The organism is Nocardioides pacificus (assembly GCF_054775955.1).
Map to the genome: position 1 here is coordinate 877,014 of NZ_BAAHCI010000015.1, position 19,228 is coordinate 896,241.

Consider the following 19,228-nt stretch of genomic DNA (forward strand, 5'->3'; position numbering starts at 1 on the left):
CCCGACGTTGGGCGACGCGGCGGGGCGAGCCCGACGCTGGGCCTGCTGGCCCTGGGGGTCGTGCTGGTCGCCGTGTGCCTGGCCAGCCTCGCGTGGGGCACCCGGGACGTCGCTCCCGGCACCGTGCTGGACGCGGTGCTCAGGCCCGACCTGACCATCAACGACCACCGGGTCGTGCGCGAGCTGCGGCTGCCGCGCACGCTGGTCGGGCTGCTCGGCGGCATCGCCCTCGGCCTCGCCGGGGCGCTGATGCAGGGGCTCACCCGCAACCCGATCGCCGACCCCGGGCTGCTCGGGATCAACTCCGGGGCCTCGCTGGCGGTCATCGTGGCGATCTCCGTCTTCGGGATCACCGGGGCGGCCGGCTTCATCTGGTTCGCCTTCGCCGGCGCCGCGATCGCCGCGCTCGTCGTGTACGGCGTGGCGACGATGGGCTGGGAGGGGCCGACGCCCGTCAAGCTCGCGCTGGTGGGCGCGGCCTTCACCGCGACCACGACCTCGCTGATCACGATGGTCCTGCTCACCGACCGCAGCGTGCTCGAGCAGTACCGGTTCTGGCAGGTGGGCTCGCTGGTCAACCGCCCCCTGGGGACGGTCGCCGTCATCGCGCCCTTCCTGCTCGCCGGGGTGGTGCTGGCGCTGGCCAGCGCGCGCTTCCTCAACGCGATGTCGCTGGGCGAGGACCTCGCCCGGGGGTTGGGCCAGCACGTCGTGCGTGGCCGGTCGATCGTGCTGCTGGCCGTCGTCCTGCTCTGCGGCGGGGCCACCGCCCTGGTCGGCCCGATCGCCTTCGTGGGCCTGATGGTGCCGCACGTCGCGCGCTTCGTCGTCGGACCCGACTACCGCTGGATCCTGCCCTGGTCGATGCTGCTGGGACCGGTGCTGCTGCTCACTGCCGACATCGTGGGTCGGCTCGTGCTGCCCCACAGTGAGCTCGAGGCCGGCCTGGTCGTCGCGGTGCTGGGGGCGCCGGTGCTGATCGCCCTCGTTCGTCGCTCGAAGGGGGTGGCGATGTGAGTGCGGTCCTCGAGCGCCCGGCCCCGGCGGGGGAGCGGGAGGCGCGGCTGCTGCTGCGCGCCACCGCCCGGGCGCGTCGTACCCGACGGGTCGTGGTCAACGCCGTGCTGGCGGCGCTGGCGGTGGGCACCGTGCTGCTGACCCTGTCGGTGGGTGAGATGTCGGTCGGGGTCGGTGACGTCTTCGCGACGGCGCTCGGCCACGGTGACGACCTGTCGCGTCTCGTGCTCGTCGAGTTCCGGCTGCCGCGGGTGCTGATGGCGGCGCTGGTGGGTGTGGCGTTCGCGCTGTCGGGCGGGCTCTTCCAGTCCGTGCTGCGCAACCCGCTCGCCAGTCCCGACATCATCGGGATCTCCCAGGGGGCGAGCGTCGGCGCGGTCGTCGCCCTGCTCGTGCTCGACCTGTCTGGACCGATGGTGTCGGTGGGCGCCCTTGTGGGTGCCGCCGTCGTGGCCGGCACCAACCTGCTGCTGGCCTCCCGGGGAGGGCTCTCGGGCCACCGCTTCGTGCTGTGCGGCATCGCGCTGGCCTTCGTCGCCACCAGCGTGCTCAGCTATGTGCTGACCCGCGTCGATGCGCGCGACGCCCAGACGGCCATGGTCTGGCTGTCCGGGTCGGTATCGGCGGCCGACGCCGAGGCCTACACCAGGCTCGCCCTGGTGCTGGTCGTCCTGGTGCCGCTCGCCCTGGTGCTCGGGCGCCCGCTGGGGATGCTGGAGATGGGCGACGAGGCGGCCACCGCCCTCGGTGTCGCGGCGCCCCGGCTTCGGCTCGCCGCGATCCTGCTCGGAGTGGCGCTCGCGGCGGTCGCCACGGCCGCTGCCGGGCCCGTCGCGTTCGTGGCGCTGACGGCAGCGCCCATCGCCCGCCGGCTCGTGGCCGACGGGCGGCTCTCTCTTGTGGCCACCGCCTTGGTGGGGGTCGTGATCATGGTCGTCGCGGACCTGCTGGCCCAGCACCTCATCGACGGCGTGCAGGTCCCGGTCGGTGTCGTCACCGGCGTGATCGGCGGCCCCTACCTGATCTGGCTCCTCGCGAGCTCCCGTCCCCTGAGGAGGAGCGCATGAGCGCACCCACCGTCACCGCAGTGGATCTTCCGGCTCCGGTGTCCACCGCGCCTCCCTCGCTGCGAGCCGAGGGGCTGGGTCTCGCCTACGACCGGCGCCAGGTGGTCCACGACCTCGACCTCGAGGTCCCTGCCGGCAAGGTGAGCGTCATCGTGGGCGCCAACGGCTGCGGCAAGTCGACGCTGCTGCGCGGGCTGGGCCGGCTGCTGCGTCCCAGTCAGGGCCGCGTGCTGCTCGACGGTGAGGACATCCACCGCCTGTCCGCCCGCAAGGTGGCCGCGGTGCTGGGTCTGCTGCCCCAGCAGCCGGTCGCGCCGGAGGGGATCACGGTCGGCGACCTGGTCGGCCGCGGGCGCTACCCGCACCAGGGGGTCTTCCGCCGCTGGAGCGCAGAGGACACGCGCATCGTGGCGCACGCCCTCGCCGCCACCGGCACCAGCGACATCGCCGGACGCCGGATCGAGGAGCTGTCCGGCGGACAGCGCCAGCGCGTCTGGATCGCGATGGCGCTCGCCCAGGAGCCGCGGATCCTGCTGCTCGACGAGCCCACGACGTACCTCGACGTCGCCCACCAGGTCGAGATCCTGGACCTGCTCGCCGAGCTCAACCACTCCCGGGGCAGCACGGTCGTGATGGTCCTGCACGACCTGAACCTCGCTGCGCGCTACGCCGACCACATGGTCGTCATGGGCGGCGGACGGATCCTGTGCCAGGGCGATCCCGCGGACATCCTGACGGTCGAGACCGTGCGTGCGGCCTTCGGGCTGGAGTCGGTGGTCGTCCCCGACCCGGTCACCGGCGACCCGATGGTGGTCCCGCTGTCGGGGTTCCACCGGCCGACCGCCGACGCCGGAGACTCGACCTTAGGTTAGCATTACCTTACTGCGCTGCCAGTGGGGCGGCGCGTGTCAGTGATCTGGAGTACGACGGTGTCCCTGAAGAACGCCTTCTCGCGCAAGTCCTCCGGGCTGCGCCCCCGCGGCCTGGTCGGCGTGGCCCTCGCTGCCTCGCTGCTGTCCCTCGCCGCCTGCAGCTCGGAGGATGACTCCGAGGGCGCCAAGGACGACTCGGGAGCCTCCGCGGCCGCCGACTTCGAGCCCGTCAGCATCGAGCACGTCTACGGCACCACCGAGATCGACGAGCAGCCCGAACGGGTCGTCACGCTGGGCTGGGGGTCGGCCGACGCCGCCATCGCCCTCGACGTGGTCCCGGTCGCGATGCCGGCCCTGAGCTACGGCGCCGACGAGAACGGCATGATGCCGTGGACCGCCGAGGCGCTCGAGGAGAAGGGCGCCGAGGCGCCCACGCTGCTCACCGAGGGCGAGGAGCCGCCCTACGAGGAGATCATCAAGGCCGAGCCCGACGTCATCCTGGCGACCTACTCCGGCATCACCGAGGCGCAGTACAAGAAGCTCGCGGCCATCGCGGACACCGTCGCGTTCCCCGACCAGGCGTGGGCCACCCCGTGGCGTGAGGTCATCACCACCACCGGTGACGCCCTGGGCAAGAGCGAGGAGGCCGAGCAGCTCGTCGCCGACATCGACGCCGACGTGGCGGCGGCGGCCGAGGAGCACCCGGAGTTCGCGGGCAAGTCCATCGCCGCGATCGCCGACTTCGGCTCGCTCTACGTCTACACCGGCGACGACCCGCGGGTGCAGTTCCTCGAGGACCTCGGCTTCACGATCGCGCCGAGCGTCGACGAGCTGGACAGCGGCGAGGACACGTTCTTCTACACGCTCTCCTACGAGGAGTCCGACAAGCTGACCTCCGACGTGCTGGTCTCCTACGCCGACACCGAGGAGCAGGCCGCCACGGTCCGCGAGTCGGCCTCGACCAAGGCCATGGAGCAGTCCAAGAACGACACGATCGCCGAGATCACCGGCGCCTCGCTGGTCGCGTCCGTCTCGCCGCCCACGGCGCTGTCGCTGACGTGGGGCATGGAGGACTTCCTCACCGCGCTCTCCGAGGCTGCGGGCAAGGTCTCCTGAGCCGGAACCACCATTCGTCGGACGCCCAGGGCCGTGGTGGCGCTGGGCGTCCGCCGTTCCCGGGGGCGAGCGCCGCGGGCGGATGCGACGTACGGCGTCCCGGGCGCGCCTGCGCGGATCCGGCGCGGGCGGCTGCTAGGAATGGAGGGACCCATGCCCTCGGACATCAGGACGGACCAGCCATGAACGCCAAGAAGGCGGTGCTCGCCCTCGTCGTCGTGCTGCTCGGCTACTGGATGTACAACGATCCCCAGGGCCTCGCCGACTTCGCTCGCACGGGCGGATCCGAAGGCTGGGGCGGGCTCACGACCGCCTTCGAGGCCATCATCGCCTTCGTCGGCGAGTTCTGAGCAGGGTCCCGCCGTGGGGCTCATCGGGGCGGTGACCGACCCGAACATCGGCAAGCACCTCCTGCGCGAGGAGGGCGAGGTGATCGTCGACGAGGTCCGGCACCACTGGGTGGCCTACACGATCCCCGCCCTCGAGGCGCTCGTCGCGCTGGTGCTCCTGGTCGCGTTCCCGTTCGTGGACGTCGACCTCGCGTGGTTCCCCTTCCTCGTGGCGCTGGGCCTGCTGCTCCACGCCGGGTGGCGAGCGCTGCGCGAGCACATGGACCGCTTCGTGATCACGAACATGCGGGTCTTCCGGGTGCACGGCGTCCTCTCCCAGCAGCTCGCGACGATGCCGCTCACCCGGATCCTCGACATCACCGTCGCCAAGCCGCTGCACGGGCGGATCCTCGGCTTCGGGCACTTCTGCTTCGAGTCCGCCGCCCAGGAGCAGGGGCTGCGCGACATCCGCTACGTCGGTCGCCCCGACGACCGCGACCTGTCCATCCAGCGCGTCGTGCAGCGCTCGGGCCTGCGCGGGCCGCGGACCCTGAACTGATGGCCCGAACCGATGGCCCCGAACTGATGGCCGCGAACTGATGGCGCAGCACCCGGGTGGCCGGCCGTGACCCTGCCCTTCGACCCGATCGACGAGGCCGCGCGACAGTGGGGGCTGCGCTGGCCGGGCGTCCCCGCCATGCACGCGGTCACCTCGCTGATGCGCGTGCAGCAGCTGGTGATCGGACGCCTCGACGCGATCCTCAAGCCGCACGGGCTGACCTTCGCGCGCTACGAGGCGCTGGTGCTGCTGGTCTTCTCCTCGCGAGGCTCCCTGCCGCTGGGCAAGATGGGAGAGCGGCTGCAGGTGCACCCGACGTCGGTGACCTCGATCGTCAATCGGCTCGCGGCCGCCGGGCTCGTCGTACGGCGTCAGCATCCCGACGACGGGCGCGCGGTGCTGGCCGAGATAACCGACGCCGGCCGGACCCTCGTGGAGGCCGCCACGCGCGACCTGGTGGACGCCGACTTCGCGCTGGGGGCCCTGGACGACGACGGCCTCGCGGAGCTGTCCGCGCTGCTGCGGCCGGTGCGCTCAACCGCGGGTGACTTCTGAGGTGGTCCCTGCACTAGGGTCAGCGGCCATGACCTCGGCGCTTCCGATCCCGGTGCAACCCGCTCGCCTCGCCGCGGCCCTCGTGCTGGCCGTCGTCGCCGTGTGCTGGCCGGCGCCGGCGCTGGCCGACACCGAGCTGGATCTGCCGGGTGAGAGCGTCGAGACGAGCACCGACCTCGGCGCGCCCGCCGACATCACCGTGGGGACCTGGCGCTTCGACGTCGGCTCGCCCGACGAGGGGCGCTGGTTCCGGCTGCGGCGCGAGATCCCCGGCAGCACCGTGCACGCGGCGGTGGTCGGTCCCGCCGAGGAGGGTGACGGCCTCGCCCTCGAGATCTCGACCCCGGACGAGGCCTCCTGCGCGCGCGAGAGCGGCAGCGTGTATGCCTGGGGTCGACTGATGGGTGTGCGGGCGATCGTGGGCCCCGACGTCGACCCCGTGGCTGCCTCGGAGGAGGACGAGGAGGACCCCTGTCTCGCCTCCGAGACGCTGCTGGTGCGGGTGGCGCGCTCCAGCCTCGCCGAGGGCGACGGCGATCTCCCGGTCACCCTGCGCCTCGTCGAGGAGGCGCCGGTGAAGACGCTCGAGGGACTGCCCGTGCACGAGGAGGACACCGACTTCCGGGCGCCCGATGTGTCGGGGGAGGCCTCGGAGACCGAGGCCGCCGCGGGGCTGGCTGCCGTGCCCGAGATCGAGACCGGGATCCACCGGGGCACCGTGCGGACCGGTGAGCTCGCCGTGCAGCGGATCTCGCTGGACTGGGGGCAGTACGCCCTCGTCCGGCTGATCAGCCCGAAGCTCAGCGAGTCGGTCGCGGAGGACTTCGAGGACGGGCTGCCCGGACTCAAGCTGGCGGTGCGTGACCCCCTGCTGGGCCCCGCCGGTGCCACGGACAGGCCGCTGCTGACCTCCGGGGTGACGACCCTCGAGCAGGTGGTGGGCCCGGTCCGCTACCTGCGCCGCGGAGACACGAGTCCCGGACCGCATCTGCCCGGCGACTACCACCTGGTCGTCGAGGCGGAGGGTGTCGGGGGCGAGGGCCTCGACGTCGACTACACGCTCCAGGTGGAGATCGTCGGTGATCCCGACGGGGTGCCGGACTATGCCGAGGGCGAGCCCTTCGTGCTGGCGGAGGGCGAGACCGCTCGCCTCGTGTCGTACGACGGGGGTGGCGGGCTGCTGCGTCTGCTGGCCGCCGGGGTGCTGGGAGTCCTCGGCGCAGGAAGCCTCGGTGCCGGGGTCGTCCTGCTCAGGCGCCGCTAGGGACTGGCCGCGTCTCAGCCCAGGCCGAGCAGGAGGGCCGCGAGGAGAAGGACGACGCCGAGCGCCACCAGCGCCAGGCCGGGCACGGCACTTGCTCGTCGCGCCGACGCGTCGGGGTGACCGGCCGCAGCGGCGTCCACGCGCGTCTTGCCGAAGAGTGCCTGGGTCAGCGGGATGCGGGTCGCGGGTGCCGGGTGATGCGCGTTGCGCGTCGGGGGGAGGGCGGTCCCGTCCACGCGGGTCTGCCCGTCCAGGCGGGTCGCCCCGTCCGCGAACCCCACGCCGGGCGGCGCGTCGGACACGGCGCTCATCGCGGGGAACCCGGTCGCGAAGTGGTCGCGCACCACGACCTCGTCACCGCTGTAGGTCAGCTCGGTGAGCTCGAGCAGGCGCAGCTCGGCGCGCATCTGCGCCGCCGAGGCGTGGCGCTGGTCCGGGTCCTCGACCGTTGAGCGGAGCAGGACGGAGACCAGGCGCTGGGCCGGCTCGTGCGGCTCGGGCAGCGAGGAGAGGTCCGGGGGGACGAGGGGGCCCGGTGTCCCCGGGGGGCGGGTCGCGGTGAGCATCTCCAGCCCGACGGCCGCGACGGCGTACAGGTCCTGGCGGGGATCGGGGTGGGCGCCGTGCCACTGCTCGGGCGCCATGTAGCCCGGGGTCCCGATGGCCATCGACGCGTGTGTCATCCGGGGCTCGTCCACCGGTGCGGCGATGCCGAAGTCGGTGAGCCGAAGGTGGGGGAGTGCCCGGCCGGTCGGCTCGAGGAGGAGGTTGGCCGGCTTCACGTCGCGGTGGACGATGCCCGCGGCGTGGACGGCCTCGAGCCCCTTGAGTGTCTGGTCGAGCAGCTCCGCGACCCAGCGCACCGGCAGCGGCCCGTGCTCCTTGAGCAGGTCGGCGACCGACCCGCCCCGCACCAGCGGCATCGTGAACAGGACGCGGTCGTCCATGCCCGCCCACGACAGCGGCGTCACCACGTGGTGGTGGTCGATGCGCACGGACTGCTCGCGCACGAAGCGCAGCAGCGAGGAGGCGTCGGACTGGCGCAGGATCTTGGCGATCTTGACCTGGCCGTCGGAGCGGTCGTGCGTCAGCCACACCGAGCCCATGCCGCCCTCCGCGACCGGATCGAGCAGCTCATAGCGTCCCGCGAAGACCTCACCCACGCTGAGCACCCTAGGGCAACTGTCTGGTGCCGGCCGCTGGAGGTATTTAGTAGGACGTCCTAGTATCTTCCCATGACCGAGACCCCCCGTGACCTGACTGCCGACTCCGGCCGCGCCCGCTGGCAGGCGAGGTACGACGCCTCGCGGGTGCGCGACGCCGACTTCACGACGCTCTCGGGCGTGCCCGTCGAGCCGGCGTACGGCACCGACGACTCGGAGTGGCCAGGCGAGTTCCCCTTCACGCGCGGGCTGCACCCGACCGGCTACCGCGGGCGCACCTGGACCATCCGGCAGTTCGCGGGCTTCGGCAACGCGCAGCAGACCAACGAGCGCTACCGGATGATCCTGGGCCGCGGCGGCGGCGGACTCTCGGTGGCCTTCGACATGCCCACGCTGATGGGCTACGACTCCGACAGTCCCAAGTCGCTGGGCGAGGTGGGGCACTGCGGCGTCGCCATCGACAGCGCCGCGGACATGGAGACGCTCTTCGACTCCATCCCGCTCGGCGACGTCACCACGTCGATGACGATCAGCGGTCCCGCCGTACCCGTCTTCTGCATGTACCTCGTCGCGGCCGAGCGCCAGGGCGTCGATCCCGGGGTCCTCAACGGGACGCTGCAGACCGACATCTTCAAGGAGTACATCGCCCAGAAGGAGTGGCTCTTCGCTCCCGAGCCGCACCTGCGCCTGATCGGCGACCTGATGGAGCACTGCTCGCGCGACATCCCGGCCTACAAGCCGCTCTCGGTCTCGGGCTACCACATCCGGGAGGCAGGCTCGACGGCTGCGCAGGAGCTCGCCTACACGCTCGCGGACGGGTTCGGCTACGTCGAGCTCGGACTCTCGCGCGGGCTCGACGTGGACGTGTTCGCACCTGGGCTGTCGTTCTTCTTCGACGCGCACGTGGACTTCTTCGAGGAGATCGCGAAGTTCCGCGCCGCCCGCCGGATCTGGGCGCGCTGGATGCGTGACGTCTACGGCGCGAAGACCGAGAAGGCGCAGTGGATGCGGTTCCACACCCAGACCGCCGGGGTCTCCCTCACCGCGCAGCAGCCCTACAACAACGTCGTACGCACCGGCATCGAGGCACTCGCCGCGGTCCTGGGCGGCACCAACTCGCTGCACACCAACGCGCTCGACGAGACCCTCGCGCTGCCCTCGGAGCAGGCGGCCGAGATCGCGCTGCGCACCCAGCAGGTGATCATGGAGGAGACCGGCGTCGCCAACGTCGCCGACCCGCTCGGCGGCTCGTGGTACGTCGAGGCGCTCACCGACCGGATCGAGGCCGAGGCCAACGCGATCTTCGACCGGATCCTCGCCATGGGCGGCTCCACGCTGACCCACGCCGACACCGGGCAGCTCGCCGAGACCATGCGCAGCGCCACCGGCGAGGCCGAGGCCGGCGTGTGGCCGATGACGCGCGGCATCCTGCGCGGCATCGAGGAGGGCTGGTTCATGTCGGAGATCGCCGAGGCGGCCTTCCAGTACCAGGTCGCGCTCGAGAAGGGCGACAAGCGCGTCGTCGGCGTCAACTGCCACGAGGAGTCGGTCACCCACGACCTCGAGATCCTGCGCGTCTCCCACGACGTCGAGGTGGAGCAGGTCCGCGCGCTCGCTGAGCGGAAGGCCGGGCGCGACGCGTCGGCGGTGGAGGCCGCGCTGGCCCGGATGGTCGAGGTCGCCCGGACCACGGAGAACATGATCCCGGCGATGCTCGACGCGGTCCGGGTGGAGGCCACCCTCGGGGAGATCTGCGACGCCCTGCGTGCCGAGTGGGGCGAGTACCGGGAGCCCGCCCGCTTCTGAGCCCTCGCGACCCGTCACTCCCTCGACCAGACACGCCGTACCCGCCGGCGCGAGTGACGGGTCGCGGGCGCATGGGCGCGCCACCCAACGCCGTGGCGTGGCTGCCTGCGACTACGCCCGAGGCCGTACGGCGTGAGGCCTGCCGCGGCGATCCGTCACTGGCGCCGCGGGGCACGGCGTGTCTGGTCGAGGCGATGACGGGTCGCGGGTGGGGGATGGGTGCCGGGGTGGTTGTGGCGTGGGGGAAGATGGCGCCATGACGCAGCAGCCGTTCACCCGTCCGGGTGCGATCGACCTGTCCGCCCTCAAGCGCCCCGCGCCCGCTCCGACGGGTGCAGCTCCCTCGGGCGCGGCTCCTGGCGGGGCGCCCGCCGGCGGCCCGGCCGGGGCTCCCGCGGGCGGCTCGGCGTACGCCGTACCGCTCGACGAGCAGAACTTCCAGTCGATCCTCGAGACCTCGATGACCGCGCCGGTGCTGCTGGTGTTCTTCTCGCGCACCCGGATGCCGGAGAGCGGTCAGCTCGCCGACGACCTCGAGACCCTGTCGGGCGAGTTCGACGGCCGCTTCCTGGTCGGGCTGGTCGACATCGACGCGGCACCGGGGATCGCCCAGGCCATGCAGATCCCGTCCATCCCGCTGGTCGTGGCCGTCGTCGACGGTCGCCCGATGCCGCTGCTGCAGGACCCGCTGCCGATCGACGAGCTGCGCACCGCGCTGACCCAGGTCGCCCAGCAGCTCACCGCGCAGGGCGTCGCCGGTCGGCACCAGCCGCGCGCCGTCGGCGCCGCAGTCGTCGACGGCGACGACGAGCCGCAGCTCGACCCGCGCTACGCGCCGGCCCAGGACGCGCTGGGCGAGGGCGACATCGACCGCGCCGTGGTCGAGTACCAGAAGCTCGTCGACGCCAATCCTGCCGACTCCGAGGCGGCCGCCGGCCTCGCGATGGCCAAGGTCCTGCAGCGCACCCAGGGGGTCGACCTCAACGCCGCCCGCGCCGCTGCCGCCGACGCTCCCGACGACGTCGACGCCCAGACGATGGTGGCCGACCTCGACATGCTCGGGGGCCACGTCGACGACGCGTTCCACCGCCTCGTCGAGCTCGTCCGTCGCAGCTCCGGCGATGAGCGCGACCGCGCCCGCCAGCACCTGATCGCGCTCTTCGCCGCCGTCGGCAACGACGACCCCCGCGTCATCAAGGGCCGCCAGAGCCTCGCCTCCGCCCTCTTCTGACGCGACTCGCGCGCCGCGCCGCCGGCTGTAACGCGGGGTTATGGGCACTGCCCCAGCGATATTTCGCTGTGGTAGGTCGCATAACCCCGCGTTACATGGGGGCAGCGGCGGGGGCGAGCGCGGCCAGGAAGGCGCGTACGGCGGGGGAGGCGGCCATGCTGCGGCGGTGCAGGGCGAGCACGTCGCGGGTCGGGACCGGGTCCCGGGCGGGTACGGCGCGCAGGCCGGCGGGCAGGTCTGCGCGGCCGAGCCGGGGGATGAGCGCGATGCCGAGTCCGGCCTCGACGAGGGCGACGTGGGAGGGGAACTCCATCGACTCGTGGGCGATGAGCGGCAGCCGCCCCGTGCCGTCGTACATCCGGTTCAGCCACTGACGGCAGATCGTCCCCTGCGGCGTGGCGATCCATCCCTCGTCGACGAGGTCGGCGGGCCTCACGTGCTCGCGCTCGGCCAGGCGGTGTCCCGTCGGCACGATGACGTCCGCGACGTCACGGGCCACCTGGGTGGTCTCGAGATGGTCGGGGACGGCGATCGGGACGTCACCCCAGCGGTGCACGATCGCGACGTCGCTGCGCCCGTCCGCGACCAGCTCGACGGCGTCCCAGGGCTCGCGCTCCGTGAGGGTCACGGTGAGGTGGGGGTGCGCCTGCTGCACCGTGCGTACGGCGGGCGCGACCAGGCCGCGCGTCGCGGTGGAGAAGGCCGTCACCCGGAGGTGCCCGGTGACGGTGCCGGCCTCCGCGTGCAGGTCGGCCTCGATCTCCTCCAGGTCGGTGAGCAGCCGGTCACCGGACTCGACGAGCCGGCGGCCCGGGCCCGTCAGCAGCACGCCGCGGCCCACCCGCTCCAGCAGCGCGACGCCCGCCTGCCGCTCGAGGCGCTTGACCTGCTGGGAGACCGCGCTGGGTGTGTAGCCGAGCGCGGTGGCGGCGGCCACCACGGAGCCGTGGGCGGCGACGGCCCGCAGGGAGACCAGGGCGGCGAGATCGATCATGAAGCAACGCTACAAGATGCCGTGCAGTTCAGTTCGCTGGTGCTTCATGGTCACTGAGGTCAGACTCGGCTGCGTGACTGCTCGAGACTCCCTCCTGGCCGCCCTGGTCGCCGCGATCTGGGGCTTCAACTTCGTCGTGATCGACTGGGGCATGGCCGACGTGCCGCCGCTGCTCTTCGTGGCGCTTCGGTTCGTCCTCGTGGTCTTCCCGGCCGTGCTGCTGGTGCCGCGGCCGAGCGCTCCGTGGACGACGGTGGCGGCCGTCGGCGTCTTCATGTCGCTCGGCCAGTTCGGCCTGCTCTACGTGGCGATGCACGCGGGCCTGCCGCCCGGCCTGGCGGCACTCGTGCTGCAGGCGCAGGTCATCTTCACGATCGTGATCGCGGCCGGGGTGCTGGGCGAGCGGCCCACGCCGAGGCAGACGGCCGGCGTGCTGGTCGGCTCGTGCGGACTCGGGGTCGTCGCCCTGGGACGCGGCGGCGACGTGCCCCTGGCGGCGCTCGTGCTGTGCCTGGCTGGTGCCCTGTCCTGGGGGATCGGCAACGTGGTGTCCCGGGCCTCGGGGGTGCGCGGTGGGCTGTCGCTGACGGTGTGGTCGGCGGTCGTCGTGCCGGCTCCGATCTTCGGGCTCTCGCTGCTCCTCGACGGTCCGGACGCCGTCGGTGCCGCACTCACAGGGCTGAGCCTCCAGGCGGTGGTGTCGACGGTCTACACGGCCGTGCTGGCCTCCCTGGTGGGCTACGGCATCTTCAACGCGCTGTTGGCCCGCAACCCGCCCGCTGCGGTGGTGCCCTGGGTGCTGCTCGCGCCGGTCGTGGCGATGACCTCGGCCTGGCTGCTGCTCGGCGATCGGCCGAACGGGCCGGAGGCCGGAGGTGGCCTGCTGCTCCTGGCCGGCGTCCTCGTCGCGCTGCACCCCGGCCGGACAACGGGTCTAGGCGCCCGACTCCGTGTAGGCCGGAGCCTCGCCGGTCCCACTCTGCCGGAGCGCGGCCTCGACCCGGCGGGCGGTGAAGTCGGCACACCGCTCCCGAGCCTCCTCGAGGGTGCAGAACGCCGCTGAGCGGATCTCGCGCTCCTCGCGCACAATGCGCTCCAGCATGCTCGCGGCGTGGCGCCCCCCGTCGAAGACCAGGCACAGCGCGTCGTCCCAGCCGCTCCACGGCGGCAGCCAGTCGGTCAGCAGCAGCCGTCCGGCGGGGATGGTGAGACCCAGCTCCTCCTCGACCTCGCGGGCCACGGCCAGCTGCGGGGACTCGCCCACCTCGACCACTCCGCCCGGCAGGTCCCAGTCTCGCTTGTAGGTGAGCTGACACAGCAGCACCCGGTCCTGCTCGTCGCGCACCAGCATCTGGCTGATCGCCCGCTTGCGGGGCAGGAACGAGTTGAGCAGCTCGCGGAAGCCCTCGGGATGGGTGGCCGGCACGTCGGAGGCCAGACGAGCGAAGACCACCAGGTCGGTGGTGGCGCCGTCTCGGGGCACCCCGCGCATCACGCCCTCGCGGCGCAGCCCGGCCCAGGTGGCGATGCGCAGACCGGCCTCGTCCTCCGGAGAGACGAGCGCCTCGACGCGCGCGTGACCCGAGAGCAGCGCCTCGACCTCGCGTCGTACGACGTCGACGGCTGTGCGCTGCTCGGTGAGAGAGGGCTGCCAGCTGATGCGGGCGATGCCCTCCGCGACCACGACCACGGTGAGGGTCGGGTGGCCCGGGAGGGACGACGGGTCGGTCACGCAGTCACCCTAGCCGCCCGGCCAACGTGCCACCCCAAGGGAGAGCCCACGCCCGGCACGGAGGCCGGACGTGGGCTCACAGGCGGACGACCTGCTCAGGCGCGGCGCCGGAACCAGACCGTCGCGAGCGGGGGGACCACTACGTCGGCGTGGGCCGGCTGCCCGGACCACTCGCCGTCGGCGGCCTCGACGGCGCCCAGGTTGCCGACGCCGGAGCCGGTGTAGCCCTCGGCGTCGGTGTTGAGCACCTCGTCCCAGGCGCCCGCCTCGGGGAACCCGAGCCGGAAGCCCTCGTGGGGCACCGCCGCGAAGTTCGCGATGCAGACCAGGTCGGGCTCGCCCGGGGCCCGGCGCACGAACGAGAACACGTTGCGTCCCGCGTCGTTGGCGTCGATCCAGGCGAAGGTCGCCGGGTCGGCGTCGTTGGCGTAGAGCGCGGGGGTCTCGCGATAGACGGTGTTCATGTCCCGGACCAGGTCGTGCACCCCGCGGTGCTCGGGGTGGTCGAGCAGCCACCAGTCCAGCTCGCGGGCCTCGGCCCACTCCGACTCCTGGCCGAGCTCGGCGCCCATGAAGACCAGCTGCTTGCCGGGGTGGGCCCACATGAAGCCCAGGTAGGCGCGCATGTTGGCCAGCTGGCGCCACCGGTCGCCGGGCATCTTGCGCAGCAGCGAGCCCTTGCCGTGCACGACCTCGTCGTGGCTGATCGGCAGCACGTAGTTCTCGGAGAAGGCATAGACGAGCGAGAACGTCATCTGGCCGTGGTGGTAGGCGCGGTGCACGGGGTCGTGCTGGACGTAGCCCAGCGAGTCGTGCATCCAGCCCATGTTCCACTTGAAGCCGAAGCCCAGGCCACCCTCGCTGGTGGCGGCGGTGACGCCGGGCCAGGAGGTCGACTCCTCGGCGATCGTCATCGCGCCGGGCACCCGCTTGTAGACGGTGGCGTTCATCTCCTGGAGGAACTGCACGGCCTCGAGGTTCTCCCGCCCGCCGTGGACGTTGGGCGTCCACTCGCCGGGCTCGCGGCTGTAGTCCAGGTAGAGCATCGAGGCGACGGCGTCCACGCGCAGACCGTCGACGTGGTACTGCTCCAGCCAGTAGAGCGCGTTGGCCACGAGGAAGTTGCGCACCTCGCGGCGGCCGAAGTTGAAGACGTAGGTGCCCCAGTCGGGGTGCTCGCCGCGGCTCGGGTTGGGGTCCTCGTAGAGCGGGGTCCCGTCGAAGCGGGCCAGGGCGAAGTCGTCCTTGGGGAAGTGCGCCGGCACCCAGTCGACGATGACGCCGATCCCGGCCTGGTGCAGCCGGTCCACGAGGAAGCGGAAGCCGTCGGGGTCGCCCAGCCGCGCTGTCGGCGCGAAGTACGACGTGACCTGGTAGCCCCAGGAGCCGCCGAACGGGTGCTCCATCACCGGCATGAACTCGACATGGGTGAAGCCCAGCTCGGTGAGGTAGGGGACCAGCGTGTCGGCCAGCTGGCGGTAGTCCAGCGTCTCGCCCTGCCAGCCCTTGCGCCAGGAGGCGAGGTGCATCTCGTAGACCGACATCGGCTCGTTGACGTGGCGACGCTCGGGGCGCGTCTGCATCCACTCGGAGTCCGACCACTCGTAGGAGGACTCGAACACCACCGACGACGTCAGCGGCGGGACCTCGGTGTGGAACGCCATCGGGTCGGCCTTGTCGCGCCAGACGCCGTCGGCGCCGAGGATCGCGAACTTGTACTGCGTCCCGGAGCCGATGTCGGGGACGAACAGCTCCCACACGCCCGAGACGCCGAGCTGGCGCATCGGGTGCTCGCGGCCGTCCCAGCTGTTGAAGTCGCCCTTGAGGCGCACGCCGCGCGCCGACGGCGCCCAGACGGCGAACGACGTGCCGCTCACGCCGGCGGGGTAGTGGCGCACCTTGGCGCCGAGGACGTCCCACAGGTTCTCGTGCCGGCCCTCGTTGATCAGGTGCAGGTCGGTCTCGCCCAGGGTGGGCAGGTAGCGATAGGGGTCGTCGAGCACGATCGGCTCGGCGTCGTAGGAGACGGCCACCCGGTAGTCGGGGACGTCGGCGACCGGCAGCACGCCGGCCCAGACGCCCTCGTACTCGTGGGTGAGGCGGGTCTCGGTGCCGCTGTGGCCGATCACGACGCTCGAGGCCAGGGGCTTGAAGACCCGGACGCTCACGCCCCCGTCGTGGACGTGGGCCCCGAGGATCGCGTGCGGGTGCCCGTGCGCACCCTGGACGAGCAGGTCGAGCTCCTCGCGGGAGACCGGCTTGAGCCCGGGGGTGCTGGCGGGTGTGCCTGCGGGCGTGCCCGAAGGCGTGCTGGCGGGGGTATCGCTGGTCATGATGCGGCTCCGATCCTGGCGACGGCGGCGAGCGGGATCGACACCCACCCCGGCCTGTTGCGGGTCTCGTAGACGGTCTCGTAGACGGCCTTGTCGGCGACGTACGCCGCGAGCAGGGTCGTCTCGTCGGGGGTGAGCTCGCGGCCGGCGTAGGCCTCGAGGAACGCCGTCCGGTTGCGCTCGGCCCACTCCTCGGCGCGGTAGGCGCGCTGGTGGTCGTCGTTGGCGTCGCCCTCGCCCAGGGTGCGCTCCACCACGCGGGGCGCGTAGTCGAAGGAGCGCAGCATCCCGGCGACGTCGCGCCACGGCGAGTCGGGCAGCATCCGCTCGGCCAGCGGCTTGGCGGGCTCGCCCTCGAAGTCGACGATCTTCCAGCCCTTGCTGGTGCGCAGCGTCTGTCCGAGGTGCAGGTCGCAGTGGACCCGCTGGACGGGGACGTCGTCGAGCGCGGCCACCCGGTCGTAGGCGGCGCGCAGGCCGTCGGCGTGCGGCTCCAGGCCCGGGACGATCGCGAGGGCCTCGTCGAGTCGCCGGCGCATCGCGGTGGCCAGCTCGGCCATCTGCTCGGCGCCGAGCCGCTCCACCGGGAAGTGCTCGGCGAGGTCGGCGTGCACCTCCGCCAGCGCCACCCCGAGACGGGCCGACTCGCCGGCGAAGTCGCCGCCCACCTCGTGGGCGTGCAGGTCGGCCTCGGCGAACAGGTTGCGCACGCTGACCAGCGCGAGGTCCCAGCCGTCGCTGGCGGTGCGCAGGAACTGCTGCAGCATCGCGAGCTGGATGACGGAGTCGGACGCCTCGTCGTGGATGTCGAGCCAGCCGTAGAGCCCCGCCACGTGGTCGGAGCCCGTGCGGGTGAGGACCTCGTGGATGGCGATGTCGGGGTTGACCCCCGGGGTGAGCTTGCGGAACACCTTCATCAGCGAATCCTCGCCGAAGGCCACCGACGAGTTGGACTGCTCGCCGCTGAACAGCGTCGAGTGGCCGCCGAGGTCGAGGTCGTGCCCCGGTAGTCGGTGGAAGGCCAGCGGGCTGTCGGGGTCGACGGTCCGGGTCGCCGCGAGGTCGAAGGAGCGCAGCCAGGACGCCATCGCGTCGTGGTCGTGCACGGCGTCGTAGGCGTAGAGCTCGCCCGTGCCGAGCTCGGGCTCGCTCCAGGTGCCGACCAGCGCGTGCTCGAGGCGCTCCTGGGGCTCGGGGTAGAACGCCAGCGGGACCTGGTACATCTCGCGGCGCTCCTCGCCGCCCTCGTCGGAGTCGGTGTAGTCGACGACGACCACGTCGATCACCACCCGGGGACCGTCCTCCACGCCCCCGGGCACCTCGCCCAGGCGCCGGATCTCGGCGACGGTGAACCCGCGACCCTTGCCGCCGAACCAGCGCGACCTTTCGAGGAACGGGATCATGACGTCCGTGGGACCTGTCACGTCGACGCTCCCTCCTCCGCCGAAGCGGGCTTGGTGAGACGGAACCAGTAGAAGCCGTAGGCGCCGAGGGTGAGCATGTAGGGGAGCTCCCCGATCTCGGGGAACGGGACTCCGCCCAGCAGCTCCACGGGCTGGTAGCCCTCGAAGCGGCGCAGGTCGAGCTCGCACGGCTGGGGGAAGCGCGACAGGTTGTTGACGCACACGATGATGTCGGTGCGCCCGTCCTCGTCGGTGTGCTCGCGGGCGTAGGACAGCACGCTGGGGTTGGACCCGCCCAGGTCGGCGAAGGTGCCCAGACCGAACGCCGCGTGCTTGCGGCGCGCGTGGATCATCCGGCGCGTCCAGTGCAGCAGCGACGAGGAGTTCTCGAGCTGCGCCTCGACGTTGACGCTCTGGTAGCCGTAGACGGGGTCCTGGACCAGCGGCAGGTGCAGCTTGCCGGGGGTGGCGACCGAGAACCCGGCGTTGCGGTCGGGCGTCCACTGCATCGGCGTGCGGACGCCGTCGCGGTCTCCCAGCCAGATGTTGTCGCCCATCCCGATCTCGTCGCCGTAGTAGAGGACAGGCGAGCCCGGCAGCGAGAGCAGCAGCGCGGTGAACAGCTCCATCTGGTTGATGTCGTTGTCCAGCAGCGGCGCCAGCCGCCGACGGATGCCGATGTTGGCCTTCATCCGCGGGTCCTTGGCGTACTCGCCCCACATGTAGTCGCGGTCCTCGTCGGTGACCATCTCGAGGGTGAGCTCGTCGTGGTTGCGCAGGAAGATGCCCCACTGGCAGTTGTGGGGGATCGCCGGCGTCTGGTCGAGGATCTCCGAGATCGGGAAGCGCGACTCACGGCGCACGGCCATGAAGATGCGCGGCATCACCGGGAAGTGGAAGCACATGTGGCACTCGTCGCCACCGGACTCGAAGTCGCCGAAGTAGTCGACGACGTCAGCCGGCCACTGGTTGGCCTCGGCCAGCAGCACCCGGCCGGGGTACTTCTCGTCGACGAAGCGGCGCACCATGCGCAGGAACTCGTGGGTCTCGGGGAGGTTCTCGCCGTTGGTCCCGGGGCGCTCGTAGAGGTAGGGCACGGCGTCGAGACGGAAGCCGTCGAGACCCATGTCGAGCCAGAAGGACAACGCCTCCAGCATCGCCTCGTGGACCTTGGGGTTGTCGAAGTTGAGGTCCGGCTGGTGGCTGAAGAAGCGGTGCCAGAAGTACTGCTGACGCACCGGGTCCCAGGTCCAGTTGGACGGCTCGGTGTCGACGAAGATGATCCGCGCGTCCTCGTAGAGCTCGTCGGTGTCGGACCAGACGTAGAAGTCGCCGTAGGGCCCGTCGGGGTCCTCCCGGCTCGCCTGGAACCACGGGTGCTGGTCGCTGGTGTGGTTCATGACGAAGTCGATGATCACGCGAATGCCGCGCTTGTGCGCCTCGTCCAGGAAGTGGTGGAAGTCGTCGATCGTGCCGACCTCGGGCAGCACCCCGGTGTAGTCGGCGACGTCGTAGCCGCCGTCGCGCAGCGGGCTGGGGAAGAACGGCGGCACCCAGAGGCAGTCGACGCCGAGCCACTGCAGGTAGTCGAGCTTCTCCGTGAGGCCCTTGAAGTCGCCGATGCCGTCGCCGTTGGAGTCGCGGAACGAGCGGACCAGGACCTCGTAGAAGACCGCGGTCTTGAACCAGTCGGGGGTGTCACCCCCCGCGAAGAGCGCGTTGTCGGCGGCGGTCGTGCCCGCTGCGGGGTCGGCGGTGACGGCGGGATCGCCGTCCATGGATCCGTG

At 72.0% G+C, this 19,228-nt stretch carries 16 protein-coding genes and 1 pseudogene; 11 read left to right on the forward strand and 6 right to left on the reverse strand.

Going from position 1 to position 19,228, the window contains the following annotated elements; all coding sequences use genetic code 11:
* The 8 genes from ACYU7L_RS22705 to ACYU7L_RS22740 all read left to right on the forward strand — a co-directional run.
* A partial coding sequence (locus tag ACYU7L_RS22705; protein ID WP_460801374.1) for a FecCD family ABC transporter permease occupies positions 1-1,017 on the forward strand: 1,017 nt, incomplete at its 5' end.
* Positions 1,014-2,084, forward strand: coding sequence for a FecCD family ABC transporter permease (locus ACYU7L_RS22710; RefSeq protein WP_460801376.1), 1,071 nt, complete (start codon positions 1,014-1,016; stop codon positions 2,082-2,084). The genes ACYU7L_RS22705 and ACYU7L_RS22710, both read left to right, overlap by 4 nt.
* Positions 2,081-2,956 (forward strand): ABC transporter ATP-binding protein, encoded by an 876-nt coding sequence (locus ACYU7L_RS22715; protein ID WP_460801378.1) that lies wholly within the window; start codon positions 2,081-2,083, stop codon positions 2,954-2,956. The genes ACYU7L_RS22710 and ACYU7L_RS22715 overlap by 4 nt, the downstream gene beginning before the upstream one ends.
* A 57-nt stretch (positions 2,957-3,013) precedes the next feature.
* Positions 3,014-4,072: an iron-siderophore ABC transporter substrate-binding protein gene (locus ACYU7L_RS22720; RefSeq protein WP_460801380.1), complete on the forward strand. Its 1,059-nt coding sequence runs from the start codon at positions 3,014-3,016 to the stop codon at positions 4,070-4,072.
* A 182-nt stretch (positions 4,073-4,254) separates the two neighbouring features.
* The gene (locus tag ACYU7L_RS22725) at positions 4,255-4,422 is read left to right on the forward strand and encodes a hypothetical protein (protein ID WP_460801381.1); all 168 of its coding nucleotides are present in this window, start codon (positions 4,255-4,257) and stop codon (positions 4,420-4,422) included.
* Positions 4,423-4,435: 13 nt separating this feature from the next.
* Positions 4,436-4,960 (forward strand): PH domain-containing protein, encoded by a 525-nt coding sequence (locus ACYU7L_RS22730; protein WP_460801383.1) that lies wholly within the window; start codon positions 4,436-4,438, stop codon positions 4,958-4,960.
* A 66-nt stretch (positions 4,961-5,026) separates the two neighbouring features.
* Positions 5,027-5,515, forward strand: coding sequence for a MarR family winged helix-turn-helix transcriptional regulator (locus ACYU7L_RS22735; RefSeq protein ID WP_460801385.1), 489 nt, complete (start codon positions 5,027-5,029; stop codon positions 5,513-5,515).
* A gap of 28 nt (positions 5,516-5,543) precedes the next feature.
* Entirely contained in the window at positions 5,544-6,779 is a 1,236-nt protein-coding gene (locus tag ACYU7L_RS22740; RefSeq protein ID WP_460801387.1) for a hypothetical protein, read from the forward strand.
* 14 nt (positions 6,780-6,793) lie between these two features.
* Here the strand turns inward: ACYU7L_RS22740 and ACYU7L_RS22745 are convergent, their stop codons facing one another.
* Positions 6,794-7,942, reverse strand: coding sequence for a serine/threonine-protein kinase (locus tag ACYU7L_RS22745; protein ID WP_460801389.1), 1,149 nt, complete (start codon positions 7,940-7,942; stop codon positions 6,794-6,796).
* A 72-nt stretch (positions 7,943-8,014) separates the two neighbouring features.
* Here ACYU7L_RS22745 and ACYU7L_RS22750 point away from each other — a divergent pair, with 72 nt between their 5' ends.
* Both ACYU7L_RS22750 and ACYU7L_RS22755 read left to right on the forward strand, forming a co-directional pair.
* A complete protein-coding gene (locus tag ACYU7L_RS22750) occupies positions 8,015-9,748 on the forward strand; it encodes an acyl-CoA mutase large subunit family protein (protein WP_460801391.1) in 1,734 nt (577 codons plus the stop codon).
* Between the two features lie 256 nt (positions 9,749-10,004).
* Positions 10,005-10,979 carry a co-chaperone YbbN gene (locus ACYU7L_RS22755; RefSeq protein ID WP_460801394.1) on the forward strand — a complete coding sequence of 325 codons (975 nt, stop codon included), beginning with the start codon at positions 10,005-10,007 and terminating at the stop codon, positions 10,977-10,979.
* Positions 10,980-11,070: 91 nt separating this feature from the next.
* Here ACYU7L_RS22755 and ACYU7L_RS22760 read toward each other — a convergent pair whose 3' ends face one another.
* Positions 11,071-11,973 carry a LysR family transcriptional regulator gene (locus ACYU7L_RS22760; protein ID WP_460801396.1) on the reverse strand — a complete coding sequence of 301 codons (903 nt, stop codon included), beginning with the start codon at positions 11,971-11,973 and terminating at the stop codon, positions 11,071-11,073.
* Between the two features lie 46 nt (positions 11,974-12,019).
* On the opposite strand from ACYU7L_RS22760, the pseudogene ACYU7L_RS22765 reads away from it, so the two are divergent.
* Positions 12,020-12,871 (forward strand): annotated as a pseudogene (locus tag ACYU7L_RS22765) (EamA family transporter); the annotation flags it as partial.
* A gap of 36 nt (positions 12,872-12,907) precedes the next feature.
* Here ACYU7L_RS22765 and ACYU7L_RS22770 read toward each other — a convergent pair.
* The 4 genes from ACYU7L_RS22770 to treS all read right to left on the reverse strand — a co-directional run bounded on the left by ACYU7L_RS22770 (position 12,908) and on the right by treS (position 19,219).
* The gene (locus tag ACYU7L_RS22770; RefSeq protein ID WP_460801398.1) at positions 12,908-13,705 is read right to left on the reverse strand and encodes an NUDIX domain-containing protein; all 798 of its coding nucleotides are present in this window, start codon (positions 13,703-13,705) and stop codon (positions 12,908-12,910) included.
* Between the two features lie 95 nt (positions 13,706-13,800).
* Positions 13,801-16,038, reverse strand: a complete 2,238-nt coding sequence (glgB, locus tag ACYU7L_RS22775; RefSeq protein ID WP_460801401.1) for a 1,4-alpha-glucan branching protein GlgB — start codon at positions 16,036-16,038, stop codon at positions 13,801-13,803.
* Positions 16,035-17,462, reverse strand: coding sequence for a maltokinase N-terminal cap-like domain-containing protein (locus ACYU7L_RS22780; protein WP_460801403.1), 1,428 nt, complete (start codon positions 17,460-17,462; stop codon positions 16,035-16,037). The genes glgB and ACYU7L_RS22780 overlap by 4 nt, the downstream gene beginning before the upstream one ends.
* The gene (gene treS, locus ACYU7L_RS22785) at positions 17,459-19,219 is read right to left on the reverse strand and encodes a maltose alpha-D-glucosyltransferase (protein WP_460801749.1); all 1,761 of its coding nucleotides are present in this window, start codon (positions 19,217-19,219) and stop codon (positions 17,459-17,461) included. The genes ACYU7L_RS22780 and treS overlap by 4 nt, the downstream gene beginning before the upstream one ends.
* Positions 19,220-19,228: the final 9 nt, after the last annotated feature.